Source organism: Bradyrhizobium cedriense (genome assembly GCF_054602315.1).
This window is the reverse complement of the sequence record NZ_JBTSWB010000004.1, coordinates 861,986-882,480: the sequence shown is the minus strand read 5'-3', so window position 1 is coordinate 882,480 and position 20,495 is coordinate 861,986. Positions and strand designations below refer to the sequence as shown.

At 64.9% G+C, this 20,495-nt stretch carries 18 protein-coding genes; 7 read left to right on the top strand and 11 right to left on the bottom strand.

Translation table 11 applies throughout. The annotated features are described in order from the left end of the window. Positions 1-876 (bottom strand): branched-chain amino acid ABC transporter permease, encoded by an 876-nt coding sequence (locus ACYCVF_RS20815; protein WP_122405871.1) that lies wholly within the window; start codon positions 874-876, stop codon positions 1-3. A gap of 262 nt (positions 877-1,138) precedes the next feature. On the opposite strand from ACYCVF_RS20815, the gene ACYCVF_RS20810 reads away from it, so the two are divergent. The 5 genes from ACYCVF_RS20810 (at position 1,139) to ACYCVF_RS20790 (ending at position 6,080) form a co-directional block, all read left to right on the top strand. Further along, on the top strand, positions 1,139-1,888 hold the full coding sequence (locus ACYCVF_RS20810) for an ABC transporter ATP-binding protein (protein ID WP_459599478.1): 750 nt from the start codon (positions 1,139-1,141) through the stop codon (positions 1,886-1,888). Continuing rightward, the gene (locus tag ACYCVF_RS20805) at positions 1,885-3,411 is read left to right on the top strand and encodes a permease (RefSeq protein WP_459599476.1); all 1,527 of its coding nucleotides are present in this window, start codon (positions 1,885-1,887) and stop codon (positions 3,409-3,411) included. Before ACYCVF_RS20810 ends, ACYCVF_RS20805 begins: the two co-directional genes overlap by 4 nt. Before the next feature lie 104 nt (positions 3,412-3,515). Continuing rightward, positions 3,516-4,331, top strand: a complete 816-nt coding sequence (locus ACYCVF_RS20800; protein WP_459599474.1) for an MBL fold metallo-hydrolase — start codon at positions 3,516-3,518, stop codon at positions 4,329-4,331. 65 nt (positions 4,332-4,396) lie between these two features. Then, a complete protein-coding gene (locus ACYCVF_RS20795; RefSeq protein WP_459599472.1) occupies positions 4,397-4,918 on the top strand; it encodes a hypothetical protein in 522 nt (173 codons plus the stop codon). Between the two features lie 109 nt (positions 4,919-5,027). Continuing rightward, positions 5,028-6,080, top strand: coding sequence for an amidohydrolase family protein (locus tag ACYCVF_RS20790; RefSeq protein ID WP_459599470.1), 1,053 nt, complete (start codon positions 5,028-5,030; stop codon positions 6,078-6,080). A gap of 81 nt (positions 6,081-6,161) precedes the next feature. On the opposite strand, the gene ACYCVF_RS20785 is transcribed toward ACYCVF_RS20790, so the two are convergent. The 3 genes from ACYCVF_RS20785 to pcaB all read right to left on the bottom strand — a co-directional run bounded on the left by ACYCVF_RS20785 (position 6,162) and on the right by pcaB (position 9,906). Next, positions 6,162-6,617 carry a cupin domain-containing protein gene (locus tag ACYCVF_RS20785; RefSeq protein WP_459599468.1) on the bottom strand — a complete coding sequence of 152 codons (456 nt, stop codon included), beginning with the start codon at positions 6,615-6,617 and terminating at the stop codon, positions 6,162-6,164. A gap of 557 nt (positions 6,618-7,174) precedes the next feature. Then, the gene (locus ACYCVF_RS20780) at positions 7,175-8,431 is read right to left on the bottom strand and encodes an aminopeptidase (RefSeq protein ID WP_459599466.1); all 1,257 of its coding nucleotides are present in this window, start codon (positions 8,429-8,431) and stop codon (positions 7,175-7,177) included. Positions 8,432-8,544: 113 nt separating this feature from the next. Continuing rightward, positions 8,545-9,906 carry a 3-carboxy-cis,cis-muconate cycloisomerase gene (pcaB, locus tag ACYCVF_RS20775; RefSeq protein WP_459599464.1) on the bottom strand — a complete coding sequence of 454 codons (1,362 nt, stop codon included), beginning with the start codon at positions 9,904-9,906 and terminating at the stop codon, positions 8,545-8,547. 441 nt (positions 9,907-10,347) lie between these two features. On the opposite strand from pcaB, the gene ACYCVF_RS20770 reads away from it, so the two are divergent. Continuing rightward, positions 10,348-11,904, top strand: coding sequence for a winged helix-turn-helix domain-containing protein (locus ACYCVF_RS20770; RefSeq protein WP_459599462.1), 1,557 nt, complete (start codon positions 10,348-10,350; stop codon positions 11,902-11,904). A gap of 62 nt (positions 11,905-11,966) precedes the next feature. On the opposite strand, the gene ACYCVF_RS20765 is transcribed toward ACYCVF_RS20770, so the two are convergent. From ACYCVF_RS20765 to ACYCVF_RS20750, 4 genes are all read right to left on the bottom strand, one after another. Then, positions 11,967-12,647: a hypothetical protein gene (locus ACYCVF_RS20765; RefSeq protein WP_459599460.1), complete on the bottom strand. Its 681-nt coding sequence runs from the start codon at positions 12,645-12,647 to the stop codon at positions 11,967-11,969. An 88-nt stretch (positions 12,648-12,735) separates the two neighbouring features. After that, positions 12,736-13,449, bottom strand: a complete 714-nt coding sequence (locus ACYCVF_RS20760) for a hypothetical protein (protein ID WP_459599458.1) — start codon at positions 13,447-13,449, stop codon at positions 12,736-12,738. Positions 13,450-13,581: 132 nt separating this feature from the next. After that, the gene (locus ACYCVF_RS20755) at positions 13,582-13,830 is read right to left on the bottom strand and encodes a hypothetical protein (RefSeq protein WP_459599456.1); all 249 of its coding nucleotides are present in this window, start codon (positions 13,828-13,830) and stop codon (positions 13,582-13,584) included. A 141-nt stretch (positions 13,831-13,971) separates the two neighbouring features. Next, on the bottom strand, positions 13,972-14,946 hold the full coding sequence (locus ACYCVF_RS20750; RefSeq protein WP_459599454.1) for an NAD(P)H-dependent flavin oxidoreductase: 975 nt from the start codon (positions 14,944-14,946) through the stop codon (positions 13,972-13,974). A 107-nt stretch (positions 14,947-15,053) separates the two neighbouring features. Here ACYCVF_RS20750 and ACYCVF_RS20745 point away from each other — a divergent pair, with 107 nt between their 5' ends. Further along, the gene (locus ACYCVF_RS20745) at positions 15,054-16,616 is read left to right on the top strand and encodes an AMP-binding protein (protein ID WP_459599452.1); all 1,563 of its coding nucleotides are present in this window, start codon (positions 15,054-15,056) and stop codon (positions 16,614-16,616) included. A 321-nt stretch (positions 16,617-16,937) separates the two neighbouring features. Here the strand turns inward: ACYCVF_RS20745 and ACYCVF_RS20740 are convergent, their stop codons facing one another. From ACYCVF_RS20740 to ACYCVF_RS20730, 3 genes are all read right to left on the bottom strand, one after another. Next, entirely contained in the window at positions 16,938-17,711 is a 774-nt protein-coding gene (locus tag ACYCVF_RS20740; protein WP_459599716.1) for a thioesterase family protein, read from the bottom strand. A gap of 117 nt (positions 17,712-17,828) precedes the next feature. Beyond that, positions 17,829-18,797 (bottom strand): NAD(P)H-dependent flavin oxidoreductase, encoded by a 969-nt coding sequence (locus ACYCVF_RS20735; protein ID WP_459599450.1) that lies wholly within the window; start codon positions 18,795-18,797, stop codon positions 17,829-17,831. A gap of 264 nt (positions 18,798-19,061) precedes the next feature. Continuing rightward, positions 19,062-20,462, bottom strand: coding sequence for an aspartate ammonia-lyase (locus tag ACYCVF_RS20730; protein WP_459606605.1), 1,401 nt, complete (start codon positions 20,460-20,462; stop codon positions 19,062-19,064). Positions 20,463-20,495: the final 33 nt, after the last annotated feature.

Here is a 20,495-nt window from a genome sequence, read left to right as displayed (position 1 = left end):
TCAGACCTTCTTGCGGACGTGGAGGCCGAACAGGCCTTCGGGCTTCAGGAGCAGCACCGTCAACAGCACGACATAGGGCGCGACGTCCTTCCAGCCCTCCGGCAGGTAGAAGCCGGCCATGCTCTCGATCACCCCGATCAGGACGCCGCCGACCACTGCGCCGGGGATAGAGCCGAAGCCGCCGAGCACGGCGGCGGGAAATGCCTTCAGGCCGAGCACGAGGCCGACATTGGAGTGGATGAAGGTGATCGGAGCCAGCAGCACGCCGGCGCAGGTCGCGACCGCCGCACTGATCGCCCAGACGACCGACACCACGCGTTTGACCGGAATGCCCATATAGTAGGCCGCCAGCATGTTCTCGGAACTGGCGCGCATCGCGGTGCCGAGCATGGTCTTGTTGAAGAAAAGCCAGAGCAGCGCGCACAGGATCATCGTCGCCGCGATCACCGACAGCTTGTCGTAGGCGAGCACCAGCGAGCCCATCCGCAGCACGCCCTGACTGAACGGCGTCTCGATCTTCAGGTCGTCGGTGCCCCAGATCATGCCCGCGACCGAGCGCAGGAAGTAGCCGAGGCCGATCGTCGCCATGATGATCGAGAACTGCGGATAGCCGAGGATCGGCCGCACCACCACGCGCTCCGCCAGCATGCCGAACAGCGCCATCGCGGCCACCGCACCTGCGAAGCCGATCCAGTAGTTCAGGCCCATCATGCCGATGAAGGTGAAGGCGAAGAAGCCGCCCAGCATCATCAGATCGCCCTGGGCGAAGTTGACGACCTCGGTGGCCTTGTACACGAGCACGAAGCCGAGCGCGATCAGGCCGTAAACGCAGCCGAGCGCAACACCGCTGACCAGCTGCTGAACAAAATCCAGCATCGACGCGCGTCCTCCCGATGCAGCCGTCGGTTCTTCGTGACCGCCTTGCCGCATCTTGTGTCCAGTCGCTACGCAGTCGTTTCGCTGCGTTAGCGCCATTTGTCCCGGCGCCAATTCAGCCTGAACCGTCAGGCGCTGTCAACAAACGGTGACTTGCCTTGGTCCAGACCGGGTGACGGAATTTGCGGCAGCACATTCACGGTGCCGAAACGAACTTCGGGTCATGGTCGCGGGCGATGCAAAACCGGATGGTGGGGCCGTCATGAAGCCGGACAACTCGGCGCTGGAAGTCCGAGGGTTAACGAAGCGTTTTGACCGTCTGGCGGTCGACAGCCTCGATCTCACCATTCATGCCGGAGAATTCTATGCGCTGGTCGGCCCCAACGGCGCCGGCAAGACCACCAGCTTGCGCATGGTTGCGGGCCTCCTGCGCCCGGATGCCGGCGCCGTCTCGATCTTCGGCATCGATGCGTTGCAGAGTCCCGCCGCCGCCAAGCAGGTGATGGCGTGGGTCTCCGACGAGCCCATGATCTACGACAAGCTGACCCCGCTCGAATACCTCGAATTCGTCGCCGGCCTCTGGGGCATCGCCCCCTCGGCCTCGGAACCGGTCGCGCAGGAGTTGCTCAGTTCGCTCGGGCTCGAGCCGCACCGGAACGAACGCTGCGAGGGCTTTTCCAAGGGCATGCGCCAGAAGGTCGCTCTTGCAGGGGCGCTGGTGCACGATCCCCGCCTCATCATTCTGGATGAGCCGCTGACGGGGCTCGATGCCGTCTCCGCACGCCACGTCAAGGGCCTGCTGAGCGAGCGCGTTCGCGCCGGCTGCACCGTCATCATGACCACGCATATTCTCGAGGTCGCAGAGCGCATGGCGGACCGCATCGGCGTGATCGCGTCCGGGCGCCTGGTTGCCGAAGGCACGCTGGCCGAGCTGCGTCAGCAGAACGGCCATGCCGATACCAGCCTCGAAGATCTCTTCATCGCGCTGGTGACGCTTCAGGCCGCAGCATGAGCTCGGCAACCGCCCTCTCCTGGTTTGCCCGCCACGAGCTGCGGCTCGCCTGGCGCGAATGGCTGGCCATGATGACGGGCGGCAGGCGCAGGCGTACCCGCATTGCACTGATCGGCCTGCTCTGCTTCGCCGCGCTGCTGCATCTGCCGGCGTGGGCGGTGATCGGCCGTTTCGCCGACCTGCAGCTGCCGCTCGACCAATCCTCGCTGATCGTGATTTCGGCGACGATTTTCTTCGCCTGGACCTTGATGCTGTCGCAGGCAATCGAATCGGTGACGCGGGTATTCTATGCCCGCGCCGATCTCGACCTGATCATGTCCTCGCCGGCTGCGCTGGCCAATCTGTTCTCTGTCCGCATCGCCGCGATCGCGCTGACCGTCACCGTGCTCGCGCTGCTGTTCTCGACGCCCTTCATCGACGTGCTGGTGATCGGCGGAGGTGCGCGCTGGCTTGCCGCCTTCGGCGTCGTCGTCGCGATGGGCCTGTCGGCCGCGGCGGTCGCGATCGCCGTCACCATTCTCCTGTTCCGGCTGATCGGCCCGGCGCGAACGCGCCTGATTGCGCAGATCCTAGCCGCGATCATCGGCGCGGGCTTCGTGATCGCGCTTCAGGTCGCCGCGATCATGTCCTACGGCACGCTGTCGCGCTTCACCATCCTGACCTCGGGGAGCCTTGCCGCCTACGCGCCCGACGTGGACAGCATCTGGTGGTGGCCGGCGCGGGCGACCATGGGCGACACCGAAGCGCTGCTGCTCCTCCTTTCCCTGGCGCTCGTCCTGCTCGGCAGCGTCATGGCGGTCTTCTCGCACCGTTTCGCCGACACCGCGATCGATGCGGCGGCGTACGGCAAGTCCGGCCGCGTCCGCGCGAGGGAGCGCTCGTTCCGCGGCGGATCTCGCCAACAGGCGCTGCGGCGCAAGGAATTCATGCTCCTGTGGCGCGATCCGTGGCTGATCTCGCAGACATTGATGCAGTTGCTCTATCTGGTGCCGCCAGCGCTCCTGCTCTGGCGTAATTTTGCCGACAGTTCCGCGGCCATGACGCTGATCACACCCGTCATCGTGATGGCGGCCGGACAGCTTGCGGGCGGGCTCGCCTGGCTGACGATCTCCGGCGAGGACGCCCCCGATCTCGTCACCACCGCGCCGCTGATGCCGTCGAGCGTCATCCGCGCCAAGATCGAAGTGGTGCTGATCGCAATCGCCGTGATCTTTGGCCCGCTGGTCGCAGCCGTAGCCTTCGCCTCGCCATTCCAGGCAGCAATCAGCGCCGGCGCGATCGTCGTAAGCGCGGCCTCCGCGACTGCAATCCAGCTCTGGTTCCGGGTGCAGGCCCGGCGCAGCCAATTCCGCCGCCGCCAGACGTCCTCGCGGCTTGCGACCTTTGCCGAGGCGTTTTCCTCGATCGGTTGGGCGGCCACCGCCGCACTGCTGCTCGCCCTGCCGATCGCCGGCCTCGTCAGCGGCCTGATTACAGCTGGCCTCGTTGCCATGACCTGGAAGTTCAGCCCGCGGCGGGAATGAGGACGCGCAAGAGGTGCGACACTGACGCGCTGTTGATCGCAGCCCATTGGCGACGCGCGGCTTAGCGCGCTAGACTTTCCCCCGAAGTCATCGGGGACGGATGCATGTGGCGACTGGTTTCGGCGGCTCTGGCGCTGTTCGGCGTATCCTTCGCTCCTGCCCTTGCCCAGCAGCTGCCTCAACGCAGCGAATGTCTGGCGATGGCGAATGCGGCGCCCAGCGCGCTGCCGGTCGCGTTCCGGCAGGTTGCCGGCGCCGCCGAGGTCGAGATCACCTATGCCGGCCACTCGACCTATTTCATCGATACGCCCGGCGGCCTGCGCATCGCCACCGACTATAGCGGCGCCTACCAGGTCGGCCGGCTGCCGGACGTCGTCACCATGAACCGGGCCCACAGCACCCACTACACCCTGTTCCCGGACAAGCGCATTCCCCATGTGCTGCACGGCTGGAGCGAGGACGGCAAGCCGGCCATCGTGTCGGGCCGCATCGGCGACACCTTCATCCGCAACGTCACGACCGACATCCGGCGCTATTTCGGCGACGATGCCGGCACAGACATGGTCCGCGACGGCAATTCGATCTTCATCTTCGAGGTCGCCGGCCTCTGCATCGGTCATCTCGGCCACCTCCACCACAAGCTCGACGACAGCCATTTCGCCCAGATCGGGCGGCTGGACATCGTGATGGTGCCGATCGACGGCACCTACACCATGTCGCTGGGGGGCATCTCCGAGATCACCAAGCGGCTGCGCGCCTCCGTGGTGCTGCCGATGCATCGCTTCGCCACGCCACTCGAGGATTTCATGCGCCGGATCGGGCAAGACTTCGAAATCGACCGCCGCACCGAACGTTCGTTCCGGATATCGCGGGATGCACTGCCATCAAAGCCGACGGTGATCATCCTCGACGGAGTCTGACGCGCAATTTTCTCCAAGCCGGCTGTTCGCCTTTGGTGCTGATCTCCCCGCAACAGGAGATCGACATGACAGACTTTGCGAGATTGTTGCATGCGGACCGACCGCATCCCGAGCACGCAGCCGCGCTCCAGCTTTACGGCCGCTTCGTCGGCGACTGGGATGCCGAGATCACGGCCCATGGACCTGACGGATCCAAGCACACCGCTCCCGGCGAGATCCATTTCGGCTGGGTGCTCGAGGGCCGCGCCGTGCAGGACGTCTGGATCATACCCCGGCCGGCGGGCGCGTCGGCCTTTCCGATCGCCGGCAATTGGTACGGCACGACGCTGCGCGTCTATGACCCAACCATCGCCGCATGGCGGATTTCCTGGTTCGACCCCGGCCGCAGCGTATTCAGCCAGCAGATCGGCCGTCCGCGAGGCGAGGACATCGTGCAGGAAGGCACGACCGAAGCCGGCGAGTTGACGCGCTGGAGCTTTACGGAGATCACCGGCGATTCCTTCCATTGGCTCGGGGAGGTCAGACCTGCCGCGGCAGCGGACTGGCGGCTGATAGTCGACGTGAGAGCAAAGCGGCGCAAGGGCTGACACTGCCGCTGTGCCCGCGATGACGGGTGCGGTTGCATGGCGCGCGCTGCTGCGCGGCGAGATGAGGTGCTAGGCTCCCCGTACAAGAACAACGAGGGAGCGAACGCCGATGGCCACAAGCGGTCTGCCCGCCAATACCAGCGGGCTATTCGTCGAGCCGCGCGAGGACTGGCTTGCGCTGCATCAGGAGGAGATCATCGACGCGGCCCGGCCGATCGTGGATCCCCACCACCACCTCTGGAATCGTGGGCACCGCTATCTGATCGAGGAGATGGCGGCGGACATCGCCACCGGCCACAACGTCATCGCCACGGTCTATGTCGATTGCCGCTCGATGTATCGCGCGCACGGACCCGAAGCGTTCCGGCCCGTCGGCGAGGTCGAATTCGCCAACGGTGTTGCCGCGATGAGCGCGAGCGGCGCCTACGGCAAAGCGGCGATCTGTGCCGGAATCGTCAGCCACGCCAATCTGCTGCTAGGCGATGCGGCGAGGCCGGTGCTGGAAGCGGAGATCGCGGCCGGCAACGGCCGCTTCCGCGGCATCAGGCATTCCTCGGCCTGGGACGAAGACCCCATCGTTGCCGGCATGTATGCGAACAGGCCGAAGGGGCTGTTGCAAGACGAGACTTTTCGCAAGGGCTTCGCCTGCCTGGCGCCGCTGAACCTCAGCTTCGATGCCTGGCTGTTCCATCCGCAGATCGGCGAACTGACCGAGTTGGCGCGCGCATTCCCCGACACCAGGATCGTGCTCGACCATTGCGGCGGCCCGGCCGGCGTCGGCCGTTTTGCAGGCCGGCGCGAGGAGGTGTTTCCGCAATGGCGCGCATCGATCCAGGAGATCGCGACGTGCGAGAACGTGGTGGTCAAGCTCGGCGGGCTCGCCATGTGCCTGCTCGGCCACGACTTCCATCTGCGCGAGAGACCGCCGTCGTCCGAGGAACTCGCCACGGCGTGGCGACCCTATATCGAGACATGTATCGAGGTATTCGGTCCGAAGCGAGCGATGTTCGAGAGCAATTTCCCGCCGGACAAGGGCCAGTGCAGCTATCAGGTGATTTTCAACGCCTTCAAGCGCATCGCATCACCCCTGAGCGAGGCCGAAAAGACGGCGCTGTTCTCGCAAACCGCGATCGACGTTTACCGGCTCGAACTGCCGTCATGACAAGAAGAGGGGCCGGGATGTTGATCCCGACCCCTCTTCGTCGTGGCCGCTGGGAAGCGTCCTTGAGACCTTATTGCCGCTTTAGCCGGCACCCATGAGCGAGGCCGGACGGCGCTCGCCGCTGGAGGCGAAGATCTTCTTCAGTTTGTTGACGACACGGATCAGGAAGCCGATCATCACCGGATTGGTCTTGCGGCAGAAGGCGATCTTCTTGACGTGCCCTTCGACATACCATTTGGCATGCGCACCGTCGCGGAAGAAGATGACGTCGCCTGGGCCATAGCGCTTGGGCGGCATGCCGTCGCTTTCGAGCACGATCGATCCTTCCATGATCATGATCGTCTCGTCGATGTCGTAATACCAGTTGAAGCGTCCTTCGGTACAATGCCAAATGATTGTCTGGGCGGTGCCGTCGGCGCTGGTCGACAGGACGCGCGAGCGGGACACCGGATTGCCCTCGATGATCCAGGACGGCTCGATCGGCCGCAGCTCGAGGTCCACATTGCAACTGCCGATTTCAATCAATGCGCGCGACATCTGCTTCCTCAGGAGAAATATAAAATGAATGGTCGGGTCTCGGCCCGGATTGTTTCGAAAGACGGCGGGACGCTAGTAGCCGCTTTTTAATTCTTTCTTACACGATCCTCGACCATCAGCCCCCAGTTCAAACGCGAAACGGTTAACGTCACGATTCGCCTGAGAATCCCGACACATGAACTGATCTTTCCTGGGGTGCGACAAAGTGCGCGATCGAAAGACCGCGGCCGATCGGCAGTGACGGCGCCGGCGGCGCCTTCGTCCTGCTGCCGTCGCAAGAGGTGCTCTACATCTCATCTGAGGACCGCGCGGGGAGCGACACTCGACGACAAGGGTGAGGTCAATGAGGCTCGTCACGAGATCCGCGGTGCGCCTCGACGTGCCGGAGGCGGATGATCCTGTTGCCGCGCTTTACGGGGCGGTCACCGCTTCCGACACCATCGTGCGAGCCACCAGTGGCAGCCCGTTCACGACTCTGTTCAACCGCTTCAACATCGACGACGATCCAATGCTGCGCAACGCCGGCAGGCGTCCCGAAGCAAGGCCTGCAAGAGGCGTCACTTCGCCCATTCGCCCTTGCGGAAGACGGGTACCTTGCTGCCGTCGGCCAAAATGCCGTCGATGTCGGTCTCGGCCGAGCCGATCATCCAGTCGATATGGATCAGGCTCTGATTGCCGCCTTGCGCCGCGATCTGCTGCGGCGTGAGCTGAGCGCCGTTGACGAAGCATTTCGAATAGCACTGGCCGAGCGCGATGTGAGACGCAGCGTTCTCGTCGAAGAGCGTGTTGTAGAACAATAGCCCGCTCTGCGAGATCGGCGACGAATGCGGCACCAGCGCCACTTCGCCGAGGCGCCGCGCGCCCTCGTCAGTGTCGAGCACCTTGTTCAGCACTTCGGCGCCGCGCGAGGCCTTTGCGTCGACGATCTTGCCGTCCTCGAAACGCACGGCGATGTTGTCGATCAGCGTGCCCTGGTAGGACAGCGGCTTCGAGCTCACGACGTGGCCGTAGACGCGGCGGCAATGCGGCGTGGTGAAGACCTCTTCAGTCGGGATATTGGCGTTGCAGCTGATGCCATTCTTGGAGAGCGAGGCGCCGCCTTCCCATTCGTGACCGTCGGCAAGTCCGATGGTCAGATCGGTGCCGGGACCCGAATATTGCAGCGCGCGAAAGCGCTGGCCGTTGAGCCAGTTGGTGCGCTCGCGCAGCACCGCATTGTGGTTCGCCCAATTGCCCATCGCGTCCTCGCGATCGACTCGGGACGCTGCGAAGATCGCATCCGCGAGCTTGCCGACCGCGACGTCCTCGGAATCGTCAGGGAATACGAGCTTCGCCCAGGACGGGCTTGGATAGGCGATGATGTTCCAGTTGGTGTCGAAATTGACGATCTTCTCCAGCGCGGGCTGATAGGCCATCGAATTCGCCTTGCTCGCGCGCGCCACCTTGGAGGGATCCTCGCCCGACAGCAGCATCGGGTTGTCGCCGACGATGGCGAGCCGTGCGGTGTTGTCCGAGAACGCCTTGGCCATGCCTTCGTAGAGCCAGCCGGCGGCGCGATCGAAACTGCTGTCATGTCCGTGGCGGTAGCGCGCCAAGGTCATCTCCTCGTCCGACAGGATCGGCGTCACGATGCCGGCACCGGCCTTGTAGGCATGCACGGCGATCCGCCGCACCAGCGGCAGCGCGATCGCGGGCGCCGTCAGAAGCAGATCCTGTCCCGGCCGCAAGCCCAGACCCACCTTCACCGCCACCTCGGCCAGGCGGTCGAGCTTCACGGGATCGATGGGAGTTAAGGTATTGCGTTTGTCAGTCATGCCGGGCCCTCTGCCGAAAGTCGTTCATTCAATCTAAGTCTAGCATCGCGAGACACAAGTGTACGAGCGACTTGCGACGCATGAAAGATACGTGGTTTCACGCATTTTGGTTTTCAACGCGTTGCCGATTTCAGCACCCGGTCAACCATGGCGGGCGCGAGACCGAGGTAATTTTTCGGTGAGGTAAGCGCCTCGATCGTGGCGCGGTCGATGCGGCTCGATATCCGTGAATCTGCGGACAGCGCATCTGCAAGGCTTATTGCCTTCTCGTTAGCCTCACGGCAGGCGTCGTAGACGACGTCATGCGCCTCCTGCCGCCCGATCTGCGGCGCGAGCCCCATCATGACCGCCTCGGCCACGATCAGGCCGCGGCTGATGGCTAGATTGTCGTTCATCTTCGCCGCGTCCACGATGAGACCTGCGAGCGCAAATTTCGCCTGGCGCAGCGCGCCGGCGGTCAGCACGAAGCTTTCGGGGATCGCCATCCATTCGGCGTGCCAGGGCCCCGTGGCACGCTCGAAATCCTGCACCATGGCGTCGAGCATGAGACCAGCGTGCTGGCGCACCGCTTTTGACGCAGCAAGCATCAGTTCGGAGGAGATCGGGTTGCGCTTCTGCGGCATGGTCGAGGAAGCGCCGCGCCCCTTGACGAAGGGCTCGTAGACCTCGGCGAATTCGGTCGAGGCCATGATCATGATGTCGAGCGCTATCTTGCCGAGCGAGCCGGTGACGAGAGCGAGGAAGTTCACCGCCTCCGCAAAGCCGTCGCGCGCGACATGCCAGGTCGAGGCGGGAACGCCGAGCTTCAGCTCGGCGCAGAGCGCCTCCTGCACCTCGAATCCCTTGTCGCCAAGCGAGGCCAGGGTGCCGGCAGCGCCGGCGAACTGGCCGACTAGAACGCGCGGCTTCAGCTGCGCCAGCCGCTCGGCGTGGCGATCGAACATCGCGAGCCAGATCGCGGTCTTGTAGCCGAAGGTCACCGGCAGCGCCTGCTGGAGATGGGTTCGGCCCGCCATCGCCGTGTCGCGATGGCGCTTCGACAGATCAGCGAGGATTTTGCGCAGCTCGCCGATGTCACGTTCGACGATCTCGATCGCGGCGCGGAGCTGCAGCACCACGGCGGTGTCCATGATGTCCTGCGTGGTGGCGCCCCAATGCACGTAGCGGCCGGCCTCGCCGCATTGTTTCACCATCTGATGCACCAAAGGGAGGATCGGATAGCCGACGACATCGGTCTCCTGCCGCAACAGATCGAAATCCAGCGCGGCGACGTCGGTCCGCGCCGCGATCGCTGCGGCCGCCTCTTGCGGGATCACACCGCATTTCGCCTCTGCCTTCGCCAGCGCCACCTCGACCTCGGCATAGCGCGCGACCGTCGCGACGTCGGAGAACACCTCGCGCATCTCGGGCGTGCCGAAGGCGTCGCGAAACAGCATGGAGTCGAGCACGGTGGTGGAGGCAGGGAAAGCAGGCATGGGCGTTTCTTCGTGGTTGGTGTGGTGCGTGAGCGGCAGCTTACGCGGGTTGCTGGGCAGGGCAATCCGACATCCAGGGTTCATCACACGTTCGATGCCACAGGATCGTCTCGACCAGCCCTCCTTCCGGCGCTCAGCTCCGCCATCCGAGCCGGGAGGCGCGTGAGGCGAAGCAGAGCGCGCAACCTCGAAGGGTCAGCGGCCGGGAGATGGCTGTTCGAGCCTCCTCTGCGCTTCGGCGCGTCGCGACGAGGGATCGCTGCAATCCAGATCCAACGGCAACATTCCAGCTACGGTTGTATTTCCCTCCGAAAAGGGCATGGCTGTCATCACGCGATCGCGATGAACCAAGTGCCCTCTTCGACAGACACACGGTTTTCGACCCAAATTTCCTTTTGTCATTTTGCTTGATCAATTGCGGAATGAGGCCTGGTTTTCGACGTGCAGTTTCTGTTCCGGGACCACCTTCTGGATACCGACCGCCGCGAGCTGAGCCGCGAGCAGGTTCCCATTGCCGTGGAGCCGCAGGTTTTCGACCTCGTCGTCCATCTCATGCAGAACCGCGATCGGGTGGTCAGCAAGGACGAGTTGATCGACAAGATCTGGCACGGGCGCAGCGTCTCCGAATCCACCCTGACCAGCCGCATCAACGCGGCCCGCAAGGCGATCGGCGACAGTGGCGCCAGCCAAGCGCTGATCCGCACGATCACCCGCAAGGGCTTTCGCTTCGTCGGCGACGTTCAGATGCAACTCGGCGCGGGCGCGCCTGAGCCGGTCCGTATCGCCCAGCCTCAGGCGTCATTCGCGCTGCCGGATCGGCCCGCGATCGCCGTGCTGCCCTTCACCAATATGAGCGGCGAGGCCGAGCAGGATTATTTCTCCGACGGCATCAGCGAGGATATCATCACTGCGCTCTCGAAGCTGCGGTGGTTCTTCGTCGTCGCGCGCAACTCCTCCTTCGTCTACAAAGGCCGCGCCGTGCACATCCACGAGGTCGCGCGGGAACTCGGGGTGCGCTACGTGGTCGAAGGCAGCGTGCGGCGGAGCGGCGAGCGGGTGCGCATCTCGGCCCAGCTCAACGACGTTTCGACGGGCAGCCATCTCTGGGCCGAACGCTACGACCGGGAACTCGCCGACATCTTCGCCGTACAGGACGAGATCACCGAGGCAATCGTCGCCGCGATCGAGCCGCAGCTCTATGCCGCCGAAAGCTTTCGAGCCCAGCAGAAGCCGCCGGGCAGCCTGGATGCCTGGGACCTCGTGATGCGCGCGATGTCGCATTACTGGCGCATCAACCGCGAGGACAATGCCGCCGCGCAAGGCCTGCTGAAAGAGGCCGTCGCGGTCGATTCCGCTTATGGCAAGGCGCTGGGCCTGCTCGCGACCAGCCATATCTTCGGCGCGCATATGGGCTGGGCCGACATGGCCGCGACCCTGCCGGTCGCAGAACGTGCGGCGCTCGCGGCGGTGGAGGCCGATCGCGAGGATGCCTGGGCCCATCACGGCCTCGCTTACACTTATCTGTTCCGCCGCCGCTTCGACGACGCGCTGGCTGAGTTCGACCTCGCCTTGAGGCTCAATCCGAATTTCGCGATGGCACATGCCTTCCACGGCGTGACGCTGTGCTACGCCGGTCGATGGCAGGACGGCGATGCCGCCGCCCGCCGCGCGCTGCGGCTGAGCCCGCGCGACCCGCTCGCGGCGATCTATTGCGGGGTTGCGGCCTATGCCCGTTTCGTCGGTCGCGACTACGAGGGGGCGGTACAGATGGCACGGGAATCGATGCGCCAGCGCGGAGATTTCGTCGGCGCACACCGCGTTCTGGCGGCCGCTGCCGGCATGTTGGGTGATCCAGCGCTCGCGGCTTCCGCCCTGGAAGGTCTGCGCCGCGCCCAGCCCGAGGTCTCGCTTGCCTGGATCACGCGCGAGCTACCGATGCTGCGCGAAGAGGATCGCGCACATTATCTCGACGGCTTGCAGCGCGCGGGCATGACGTGACTGTGGCGCGACGACGACGGCGCGCCCTCTTTCCCTTGCAGCCGCGATCCTCGGGTTGAGTGCTAGTCGTCGTCAGGCCCAAACAGCCTGATCTGGGGGAAGCCGCCGCGCGGCCGGTCCGCGTAGTCGCGCGCATCGGAATCTTCGCGAATGTTGCGCGCGACGTCGTCCCAATCTGTGCGATCGCGCATGCCGCGCGGCTCGCGGAGGTCCTGGTGGCGGCGATCGGCCCAGCGCTCGCGACGCTCCGCTCGGCGCCGTTCGGTGGCGGCACGCTTGAAGTCGGAATCCCTCGCCCTGGCATAGGCGTTATCGGGAGAGGAAGGCTCCGTGGAGGCCTGCTGTTCGACCGGTTTTGCAGCGCGTGGAGGCGATGCCGGTGCCGGCTTGGGCGGCTCGACCGCAGCGGCTTGCGAGGGCTGAGGCGCCGGCGGTTCAGCATTCGCCTGCGCGGTTTGCGTGTCCGGCCTCGCGGTTTCAGGCTTTGCTTCGGCCCGCGCCGGCGCAGCGATCATCGCGCCAAAGGCTTGCGAGCCGGTGAGATAGTTGACGCGCTCGGACGGCGCGTTCGTGGCCGCCGGAGTGGCAGCCTCGGTCCGCTGTGCCATTTTGCTGGCGTCCGGGCCCTGCTTCGACGCGACCGGATTCATGATGTTGCCGGCCACGATACCGCCGCCGAGACCAATGGCGATGGCCGCGATGATGGTCCCGGCACCGACAAAATAGGCTGTCGAGGCGCGCATTCATCCACTCCCTCTTTGGAGCGGGCAACGCATGGGGATTGCCAGATGTTCCTGATGGCCGCGGCTCCTCCAGGAGGAACCGCGCGGATCAGATTTGCTGCGCGACCTTCTCGAGGCCGATGAGGCGAGCGAGCTTGCGGACTTCTTCCTTCTGGTCGTCGCGAAGCTGGAACAACAGCGGCATGGCGGCCGACTTCAACTGCTGCACCTCGTCACAATTCGGATCGATCTGCGCGCTGGGCGGCGCGTTCGGATTCGACAGCTTGTTCGCCTGGATCTTGCGGGCGACGTTGCGCAGCGCGGTCTCGACCGAAGGCCAGTAATATTCCTGCGACGACGACAGTCTCAGGCGATCCCGGATGCCCGCGATCTGAACGTCGGACAAGAGCGAATAGGCCTTCTGTGGCTGAGGCTTCGCCACGACCTTCGGCTTGGCCGGAACTTCGACGGCTGGAACCTCCGTCCCGGCGGGCGCCTCGTGAGTGCTTGTCTTCGGCATCGGGAAATCGGCGGGCGTGGCCGCGGCGAAGGCCTGACGCAGCGGCTCGGTCAGTACGGGCGCTTTGGAGAGCTTGTCGGCGGCGACCTGGACCGGCTCGATCGCGGCCGACGCCAAGGCTAGCGTCGGAACCAGGCGGTCGGCCTTGGCGGCGCGGTTGGTTGCGAGCGGCTTGGCCGGGGGTGTCTGGGCGATCATCTCGGCGCTGACGCTGGGGACGCTGTCGCGGCCGAGAATGGCGGTGGTGGCGGCGCCGAGAACGAGGAAACAGGTCAGCACGACGATGGTGATGGCTTTGGACAAACGTCTCTCCGCGTCCAGCTTCAAGTCCACGTGATCACTGCCCGGAAACTGGGCGATAATTAAGGCTTAACCGTGCCAATGCGGCGGCAATCGCTCGGACTGCGGCGACATCGCCGGAAAAGCCCAGCGAAGTCAGGCAGCTGCCGCAAGGTCGTAGGCGTCCTGGATGTCGGCCACGATCTCCGAGGCCTCCCAGACCGCGCGCGGCTCGACCGATTGAAGCGTCACCGTCCAGTTGCCGCCCCGGCGGGTCCGCGGAACGCTGACGACGTCAAAACGGACGTTGCGACACAGCGGGTGGCGGGCCAGCGCATGGGCGACGCGGACGCGGATTTCGTTCAGCGAAGCCGCCGTCTTGGTGTTGAGATAGTCGAAGTCCATCGCCTGTCCCTCTCGGTCCTGATTGGCGGCCGTGAGGGGATTCTTGGCGGGCGTTGGTTAATCTGCCGTTAAGTGCAGCGGCTCGGGTGTGCGCTCGATTAACTGTGATCGGGACGAGCGGACCCTGCGATTTCCGTATTTCTACGGGGAGAGATGCGCTCTCGCCTCACGATATTCGACCACCGTCCGCGCCACGAGTTCGTCCACAGGGAGCACATCGGTGACGCCCGAGGTGGAATGTCCGCCGCTCCAGATGTCGCGCCAACGCTTGGGCCGGCTCTCGCGTGCCGTCACGTCGATGTCCTTGGCGATGTCGATCGCGCCATGCGCCGGCAGATCGTCGGGATCAAGCCCGGCGGCGACGATCGATGGCCTCAGCATGCTGGTCTGCAAGCCCGTGAACGCGGTGGTGAGCAGGACGTCGTCTGCGCTGCTCTCGACCAGCATGCGCTTGTAGCGGTCATCCGCCATGCTCTCCCGCGTCGCAATGAACTTCGTGCCCATATAGGCAAGATCGCAGCCAAGCACTTCCGCAGCCCGCAGCGCGTTGCCATCACTGATGCCGCCCGCCAGCACGATGATGCCGTCGTAGAATGCGCGCACCGCGCGGACGAAGGCGAACGGGTTCAACCAGCCCGTCTGTCCGCCGGCGCCCGCCGTGAGCAGCACCAAGCCGTCCGCGCCTGCTTCCGCCGCACGCTCGGCGTGCCGGATCGAGGCGACGTCCACCAGCACCAACGCGCCGGCGTCATGGAGCGGACTCAGCACCTGCGCCGGCGATCCCACCGAGGTGATGACGATCTCGGGCCTGTGCCGCAGCAGCACGGTGAGATCTTGCGCGAGCCGCGCATTGGAGCGGTGCACGATCAGGTTCGGACAGAACGGCGCTGCCTTGCGGCCGGTTTGATCTTCGTGCTGCCGCAGCCGGGTCCCGATCTCGGTGAGCCATTCATCGAGCTGTTCCGCGCCACGGCAATTCGCGGTGGGAAAGCTGCCGATCACCCCGTTGCGGCAGGACGCGACCATGAGCTCGACGCCTGACACCAGAAACATCGGCGCGGCGATCAGCGGCAGCGCGAGACGATCACGGAAGCGTTGCAGTCGATCCGATGGCATGCGTGCCTCCCTGCGCGGGCTCTGTCGTTTCCTCCCGCATCCGCTGTGCTAGCGTCATCAGCAACATTGGCACGCCAGAAGCCGGTGACAAAGCAACGAGGAAACATATGTCTGATCCGCTCCACGCATCGCCCCCTGCTTGTGCGCAGACGCTACGGGCGCTGTCGCGCTATCCCGACCGCACCGCTTTCGCCTGGGCCGGCGGATCGCTGAGCTATCGTGGCACCATCGATCTCATCGGACGCATCCAGGGTGTGTTCATGCGGCTTGGATTGCAGCCCGGTGCGCGCGTCGCTTTCCTGACGGCGAATCGCGCCGATACCTGGTGCGCCGGCGTCGCCGCGCAATTGGCGCGGCTCTGCATCACCTGGCTGCATCCGCTGGGATCGCTGGAGGACCAACTGTTCCAGCTCGAGGACTCCGAGGCAGAGATGCTGGTGGTCGATGCCGCCGTCTTCCGCGACCGCGGCGGCGAGCTCGCTGCGCGGGCGACCCGGCTGAAGGCGGTCTTCACCGCCGGTCCCGCCGGCTACGGCGTCGATCTGCTGGCCGCGATCGAAGATGCAGGACATGCCAGCCCGCTGTGCCTTGCCGGCCCCGACGATCTCGCCACGCTGAACTACACCGGCGGCACCACCGGCAAATCCAAGGGCGCGCTGCGCTATCATCGCGAGAACAGCGGGGCTGCCGGCGCGATCCTCGCCGACTTCGAGATTCCGGAGGCTGCGCGCTATCTCACGGTCGCCCCGATCAGTCATGTCGCCGGGACGAAGGTGCTGCCGACCCTGATGCGCGGCGGCACCGTGCACATGCTGAAGGGCTTCGATCCCGAGGCGGTGCTGTCGACGATCGCGCGCGAGCGCATCAACTTCACACTGTTCGTTCCGACCATGATCTATGTGCTGCTCGATCAGCCCGCGCTGAGCAAAACCGACCTCTCTTCACTGGAGCTCGTGCTCTACGGCGCCTCCGCGATGTCACCGAGCCGGCTGCTCGAGGGCATCGAACGCATCGGACCGGTGTTCTCGCAGCTCTATGGCCAGACCGAATGCTATCCCGTCTCGGTGCTGCGCAAGGCGGATCACGATCCCAAGAACCCGGAGCTGTTCCTGTCCTGCGGCTTCCCGATCGCGGCCTGCGAGGTCAAGATTCTCGACGACAACGACCAGGAGGTGAAGACGGGCGAGGCCGGCGAGATCTGCGTGCGCGCGCCGCACGTGATGGCGGAATACTGGAAGCGGCCGGACATCACCGCCGAGACGCTGAAGAACGGCTGGGTCCACACCGGCGACATCGCGCGCAGGGACGAGCGCGGCTACATGTTCATCCTCGACCGCAAGAAGGACATGATCGTCACCGGCGGCTTCAACATTTTCCCCCGCGAGATCGAGGACGTGCTGTCGCAACACGAGGACGTCGCGATGGTCGCGGTCGTCGGCATTCCCGACGAGAAATGGGGCGAAGCCGTCACCGCCGTCGTCGTGCCGCGTGAGGGCGCAAGGCCCGATCCGGACGAACTGATCAACCTGGTCAAGACGCGAAAGGGCTCGGCGCACGCGCCGAAGCAGATCCAGTTCGTGAAGCAGTTGCCGATGACCGGCGTCGGCAAGGTCGACAAAAAGGTGCTGCGCGCGGGCTTCTGGAGTGGCCGGGACCGCATGGTGGGGTAAGCACTCCGGGATTCTACGGGGGCATTGTGGCCCGGACACCACAACACGCAACGGAGTGGGTGGCGGCGAGGTCCACGTAATTGCCGGCGAATCAGGGAATCACCTAGACCGCTGACGGGGCTGGGAAGCGGAGTGAGAGATGAGAGTCGCTTCCCTGGAAAGTGCAATCGCCGCGATTGCGTTGATCACGGCGATCATCGTGGTGCTGTGGGAGATCAAGATCTTCTACGGAATGTGAACTGGCAGGATGCCAAGCATCCCTTCCGCGGCGGCGGAAGCCTGCCGTTCAATCGGCTCCAAGCGCGACGCTTGCCGTCACGCTCACCGCTTCTCGATCACCAGGCTCTGCACCGCGCGGCCGAAATAGCCCTGCCGGTCGGCCAGCCGCGACATCGCAAGGCCGGCGCCGCCGGGCCCGATCCAGGACTCGCCATCGAGCAAGATCCACTCACCGATGGGTTGGCGTGAAAAATTCACGGTGAGATCGGCGTTGATGTAGGTCCAGGCGCGGAAGTCGAGCGTGGAGGCGGTGCCGTTGGAGAAGTCGGCGGCGACCAGGGCGCGCATCGCCTGCGAGATCGCTTCCCCTTCGATCAGCGGGCGGTCGACGCGAAACCAGATCGCGCCGGCGCCGGCCTGACCGAAACGGCCGCGCGCGGCGCGCATCGAGACCGATCGCACGAACGGGCTGGTGGCGGCGTGACCGTCCTCGACCAGCGAGTCCTCCGGCGACGGCAGCGTGAGCGGCAGCTCCTCGACGTTCTCAGGCAGGCTCAGCGCCTGGCGCCTGATCTTGAGCACGGTGGCGCCGACGACCTGCACGCCGTCGGCGAGCAGCTTGATCTCGCAGAGCTGGATCTTGCGGCCCTCGCGCAGGACCTCCGTCGCAATCGTCAGCGGCGCCACCGGTACCGGGCGCATCAGATCGATCGTGACGCGCGCGATGTCCATCGGGACAGGCGTCGGAATGCGTTCGGCCGCCCATGTCGCGAGGGAAGCCGGCGCCGAGCCGTGCTGCATGCGCCTGTCCCAGGGGCCGGCGGCATCCGGGCTGGTGATGACGCTGTTGCCGTCGACGCGGTAGATGGCGGTCATCATTTCAATCGGTCTCAGTTGACGTTCCCCGGACGCGCCGCAGCACGTAGCGGTGCGCCGCTGATCCGGTATCCATGCCTGGCGGCGATTCATTGCACCGCATCCGGGACATGAGAACTAAAGCGGCGGATCGATCGCTTCGTCGTACTCCTTCTTGAAGCGCGCGATCAGGTCGGCGGCGGGCACGATGCCGTCGATGCTGCCGATACCCTGGCCAGAGCCCCAGATTTCCTTCCAGGCCTTCGGCTTGGCACGCTCGCCGGAGGCGTCGGTGCCGAAGTTCATCTTGGAAGGATCGGAGGTCGGCAGGTTTTCGGGGTCCATGCCGGCGGCGAGGATCGACGGCTTCAGATAGTTGCCGTGCACGCCGGTGAAGAGATTGGAATAGACGATGTCGTCGGCCGACGATCCCGCAATCATTTCCTTGTAGCGATCGACCGCATTGGCCTCCTTGGTCGCGATGAAGGCCGAGCCGATATAGGCGAAGTCGGCCCCGAGGATGCGTGCGGCGCGGATGGCCTTGCCGTTGCCGATCGCCCCCGACAGGGCGATAGGACCGTCGAACCATTTGCGCGTTTCGGCAACGAAAGCCAGCGGCGAGATGGTGCCGGCATGGCCGCCGGCGCCGGCTGCCACCAGGATCAGGCCGTCGGCGCCCTTCTCGATCGCCTTGTGCGCGAACTTCTGGTTGATCACGTCGTGGAAGACGATGCCGCCCCAGCCGTGCACGGCCTGGTTCAGCTCCTCGCGCGCGCCGAGCGATGAGATGATCATCGGTACCTTGTACTTGGCGCAGAGCTGCATGTCGTGGTCGAGCCGGTTGTTCGACTTGTGCACGATCTGGTTGACCGCGAACGGCGCCGACGGCTTGTCGGGATGGGCGCGGTCATAGGCCGCGAGCTCTTCGGTGATCCGTGCCAGCCATTCGTCGAGCAGCTCCGGCGGCCGCGCATTCAGCGCCGGGAACGAGCCGACCACACCCGCCTTGCACTGCGCGATCACGAGATCGGGCACCGAGATGATGAAGAGCGGCGAGCCGATCACCGGTATCGACAGACGCCCTTTGAACAAGGCAGGCATGGACATTGCGAAACGATCCTCTGTTGGCAGTCGAAATCGAAGGTTGGCCGTCATACCAACAAGGCAATCTTTCCACTGTCAAGTATTGCGTTTTGACGCCGGCATGGATGCCGTTACCGCAATTCCAATCGGCGGAATTCCTCTCTCCGTCATTCCGGGATGCGCCGACAGGCGCAGGCCCGGAATCCATCGGGCCTCGACGCGAATGGCGAAATGGATTCCGGGCTTGACGCTGCGCGTCGCCCCGGAATCTCGAGGAGAGACCAGCGCTTACCCGATCAAGTCCGGGTTGATCAGCCGCTCGAACGAGAACATCTCGTCCCACTTCTCCTGTGTCAGCAGCTTGCGCTCGAGGACGACGATCTGGTGCAGCGACTTGCCGGTCCTGTAACCTTCGCGCGCGATCTCGGCGCATTGCTTGTAGCCGAGCAGCGGCTTCAGCACCGTGACGATGCCGAGCGAATTCAGCACCATGTTGCGGGTGTGCTCCTCGTTGGCGGTGATGCCGACGACGCAGTTCTCGCGCAGGCTGTTGACCGCGCGCTCCATGGTCCGGATCGAGAAGAACAGCGCGAACGAGATCACCGGCTCCATGACGTTGAGCTGGAGCTGGCCGGCACTTGCCGCGAGCGTCACCGTCGTGTCGAGCCCGATGACGAGGAAGCTGGTCTGGTTGACGACCTCGGGAATGACGGGATTGACCTTTCCGGGCATGATCGAGGAGCCCGGCTGTAGCTGCGGCAGGTTGATTTCGTTGAAGCCGGCGCGCGGTCCCGAGGCGAGCAGACGGATGTCGTTGCAGATCTTCGTCAGCTTGCTCGCCGTGCGCTTCAGCACGCCCGAGAGCTGCACATAGGCGCCGGTGTCCGAGGTCGCCTCGACGAGATCGCCGGCAAGCACGAAATCGACGCCGGTCAGGGCGCTCAGGTGCCGCACGGCAAGCTTGGGATAACCGACCGCCGCGGTGACGGAGGTGCCGATGGCGGTGGCACCGAGATTGATCTCGCGCAGCAGCGCGCGCGCTTCCGAAATGCGCTCGACCTCCTCGCCCATCGTGGTGCCCCATCCACGGAATTCGGCGCCGAGCGACATCGGCACCGCGTCCTGAAGATGCGTGCGTCCCATCTTCAGCACGCGGTCGAACTCGCGCCCCTTGGCGAAGAAAGCCTCCTGGAGCTGGCGCAAGGCCGCCATGTAGCTCTCGAGCCGCAGGATCAGCGCCAGCCGAAAGGCGGTCGGATAGGTGTCGTTGGTCGACTGGCCGTAATTGACGTGATCGTTGGGGCTGACGTGCTGGTAGTCACCCTTGGTGAAGCCAAGCGCTTCCAGCGCGAGGTTCGCGATCACCTCGTTGGCGTTCATGTTGGTGGAGGTGCCGGCACCGCCCTGGATGAAGTCGGTGACGAACTGATCCATCATGTCTCCGGCGATGACGCGGTCGCAGCCGAGGATGATGGCGTCCGCGACCTTGGCGTCGATCGCGCCGAGATCGCGATTGGCCATGGCGGCAGCCTTCTTGACGTAGCCAAGCGCCTTTACGAAGTAGGGCTCCTGGTTCATCGGAATGCCGGTGATGTGGAAGTTCTCCTTCCCGCGGATGGTCTGGACGCCGTAGTAGATGTCGTCGGCGATCTCACGCTGTCCGAGGAAGTCCTGCTCCGTCCGGCTCATGGGCACTCCTTGCTGCTTCCGCGCTGGGCCATC